The organism is Aeromonas sp. QDB25, assembly GCF_027707725.1.
Classification (GTDB): domain Bacteria; phylum Pseudomonadota; class Gammaproteobacteria; order Enterobacterales; family Aeromonadaceae; genus Aeromonas; species Aeromonas caviae.
Genome location: NZ_JAPCIZ010000128.1, coordinates 2,472 through 6,286, shown reverse-complemented (window position 1 = coordinate 6,286; position 3,815 = coordinate 2,472). Strand labels below are relative to the sequence as shown.

2 protein-coding genes are annotated in these 3,815 nt (G+C 56.6%); both read left to right on the top strand.

Features of this window, described 5'->3' with window-relative positions:
• Positions 1-128 precede the first annotated feature (128 nt).
• The gene (locus tag PG883_RS22305) at positions 129-2,486 is read left to right on the top strand and encodes an Ig-like domain-containing protein (protein WP_270808236.1); all 2,358 of its coding nucleotides are present in this window, start codon (positions 129-131) and stop codon (positions 2,484-2,486) included.
• Between the two features lie 28 nt (positions 2,487-2,514).
• Positions 2,515-3,815 (top strand): Ig-like domain repeat protein (locus tag PG883_RS22300; RefSeq protein WP_270808235.1); only part of this gene is annotated, 1,301 nt, incomplete at its 3' end.

Sequence of the window (3,815 nt, the reverse complement as noted above, 5' to 3'; positions counted from 1 at the left end):
CTCGATGTGCAGTGGTCCGCCAAGTTGCCGGTTTGGCCAGCCACATCAGGCGTGACTGGGAAGGCGAATTTCATGATCGACATCCCCCAGTTAACCGTGAACTGATGGCTCAGGGCGGAGATTTCACAATGCTAAAACTCAATAAAATAGCCATAGTACTCGCCCTGCTGGGGATGACCTCGGTGGCCTCGGCACAGGTCTATGAGATGTCCTTCGTGGACAGCAACAACGCGACCGTCGTGAAGAGCCCATCACTCACCTGGTACAACCCAACGGGTTCCGTCTCGGTGACCGCAATCTCTGGGCTGGACCGCAAGATCAAGCTGGAATTGCTCAAGGGCACGACGGTCGTTGAGACCCAAACCTCAGCGCTCATTACCCTGGCCAACCGGATTGTGGCCAGCGACGGCAAGGAGTTCTATGGGATCAAGTTCTCGCTGAGCACTCCTGCTGAGGGCAACTACATCCTGCGCTCCACCGTGCTCGACATAAAAGGGGTGGTGGTCACCTCGACCGATTACACCTTCAACGTTGATACCAGCGGGCCCACAACTACCAACAGCTTTGTGTTCAGCAACTCAAGCGGTACCGGTGGATCGATGAATGTGTTCGGGGCTGACTCGGCGGGTAACTCCATCACCCTCGGTGGGCTCACCGATGCCAGCGGGATTGAATCTGCGACCTACTACACCATCGATGCCGGTGGTACCCGGCGTGAGAAGGCGACGACATTCAGTGCGACATCGCCGGTTGTCTGGAACGTGAAAACGAGCTTTGCGGCAGCCACTAACGTAGCCCCGGTGCAGGGTCGCTACACCATTGGCCTCTCCCTCAAGGACTATGCAGGCAACTTTAGCAAGTTCGAGAATCTGAGCTACATCGACTCCGTTAAACCTCCCTACTCGATAGAGGTCTGGAACTCGGTCGACGGCATTTGGATGCCACTGGCCAACTCGGTGAGCTACGAAAACCCAGTTAAATTCCGCTACAACATCCCCAAAACCGGTCTTGTGGCCTACAACGGGACGAACTACGGCTACGTCCAAAACACCCATTACACCGATGCAACCACGGGGTATATGGAATACACCGCCGTGGTCCCGCAGAACAACTCCAAATACTGGCGACTCACCACGCTATCCGGGCTGTATACCGACTTCAACGCCCCCGCGCTTGATGTCGTGAAGCTGCAGGGCAGTGCCGGGCCAGCACCCAAAGTGAAGAGTTTTTCCTATGGCGTCACTGGGCAGCCCATGGTTGCGTCAAACCAGGTGCGCTTCAACAAGCCCTACACCATTGATCGCATTCAAGTGTTTGTGGAAGCCAGACCCTATCCGCAGACTGCGTCGTATAACAGCATCACATGCCAGATTCCGGTGGGCAGCACCGATTGCACCCTCAACACCAACATCAGCAACTCGGTAGGCAGGGGATACGCCACTCCAGGCATGTACGTCAAAAATGCAGACAACACGGTGCTCAACGCCTTTGGCGGCTACCTCTATACCTGGTGGGACTTCAACCCGCCTGTGATGGACGAGTTCAGCTACCAGCCCGATACCCGTAAATTCATCATGCGGGTAACCGACAATGACCGGTTGGATAACTCCCAGATCGGGATGTGGGATACCCGGAGTTTCGTCGTCAAAGCGACCAACAGCCAGAATCAGGTGATCACCGTCCCGATGATCCTGAGCCGAGACGACACCTACAAGAACAAGTACGCCGAGTTCAACGCGGCAAGCCTGCCCGATGGTGACTACTCCATCACCGGGACTGCCACGGACATTGATGGTAATGCAACCTCAATGACCATCTCCAATCTGGTGCTCGATCCAACCCCGCCGGTGATCACAATCACCAACACGGCCGGGTCGATGAGCCAGGTAGAAACCCTGAAAACCCTGCGCGTGTCCGTCACGGACAACCATGACCACGACCCGGTGATCACCTTCATGAGCCTGACCGGGGGCCCCATCAACGACAACCTCGAACTGGGTTACTCGAAGGTCGCTGACGGCTATCAGCCGGAAGTGCCCCGCATGTTCCCGACGATTGAGGCAGGGCAGGACTACACGCTCAAGGTGCAGGCCAAAGACGATCAGGGCAACAAGACCACCCTCAGCAAGACCTTCAGCCTGAGTCCGCAAAACGTGGTGGTGGCCCCGTCACAGAATGTGCTGGCGGTCGCCAAGTCACTGCTCGATTCGCACAATCGCCCCCTAGCTCAGGTCACCTTCAAAGGCGCACTGACTGATGTCGGCACCCAAAGCCGGGTTATTCAGGCGGCATTCTTTACCCTGCGCCGCGACTCGCAATTTTCCGTGATGTTCAACGGTGACCGCGTCGCCCCCGGTGAAACCAAGGAAGTCGTGATCCCGCTCGATGTCAGCGGCAATGCAGCCATTCCGGTTTGGCCTGCCGATCCCGGTGTGACTGGCAGGGCCAATTACCTGATAGACATCCCGCAGCTGACGGTGAACTGAGTTAATGAGCATGGAGTGGGCAAGCCCGATGAGAAGACTCAATAAGATAGCCCTAGCGCTCACCCTGTTGGGTATGACCTCGGTAGCTTCGGCACAGGTCTATGAGATGTCCTTCGTGGACACTCTGGGGGCGATGAAGGTTAGGAAACCCACCGCCACCTGGTACAACCCGGCATCACAACTGGTGGTGACCACCATCAGCGGGCTGGATCGTAAGGTCAAACTGGAGATCATCAAGGGGACGAATGTTGTTGAGACCCAGACCTCGCCCCTGATCACGCTGGCCAACCGGATCGTGGCTTCTGATGCCAGTGAGTTCTACGGAGTGAAGTTCAATCTCACCCCGCCCGCAGACGGCAACTACACCCTGCGTACGACTGTGCTCGACATCAACGGCAACCCCGTATCGAACAACAGTTACACCTTCAACGTGGATACAGCTGCCCCAACGGCCGCCCCGATCTATGCCCAAAACAGCGGCTATAGCCAGGTTACGACCGGTGCTGAGTGGAAACTGGGCCTGGGCAACTCGGGCTACGAATACTTCTTCCTCAACTCAGTGCTTGATAGCAGTGGCATCGCCAGCGGCAAATACATCGTTTATCGCCAGGATGGGACGATCTACAAGAGCGTGGATGTACCGTTTACCCCCGCCACCAACTCGTTCACCTACGCCATGGAGGACAGCTTTCCCTCCACGAATTTGCAGGAAGTTTTCCAGATCGGCTTCAACGTTACCGACAATGCGGGCAACGTCTTTATCAGTCCGCGTCAGGGCGTGCGCTATGACAACATGCTGGGTACCCCGTCCCAGCCGTTCGGTGTCTACGACCCTGCCTCTAGCAACGTGCTTGGTCCGGGGCTTACTGGATTCGTTCCGTATGTGTCTGGCATGACGGTTAAGACCAACCCTATCCGACTGGCCTACCGGATCCCGGTTAGCGATTACGGTGGGTACTACGAGTGGGGCACCCGACTCCTCAATGGAGGCGGTGAGAACATCAAAGTGGGCGAGGACGCGAACTACGTCTACATCACCATGACCGCGCCCTTTGGCCTCAAGGACATCAACACCATACGCTGGACCACGTTTGGGCAGTGGGGTTATGGCTATTTCGTTTACAACCTTGTTCAGGATGCCTCTGCCCCAGTCACCCCCTCAATGTCCTCCGTGCATTACGAGTTCAGCGACATAGGCTGGTCCAGTTGGGCACGTAACATTCCGAACGACCTGCTGCCGGTTACCATCACCGGTTACCGGGTTACCGCACAGGCCCGTACCTACGACCAGACGTTTACCCATCGTAGTGCAACCTGCGTCATTCCGGC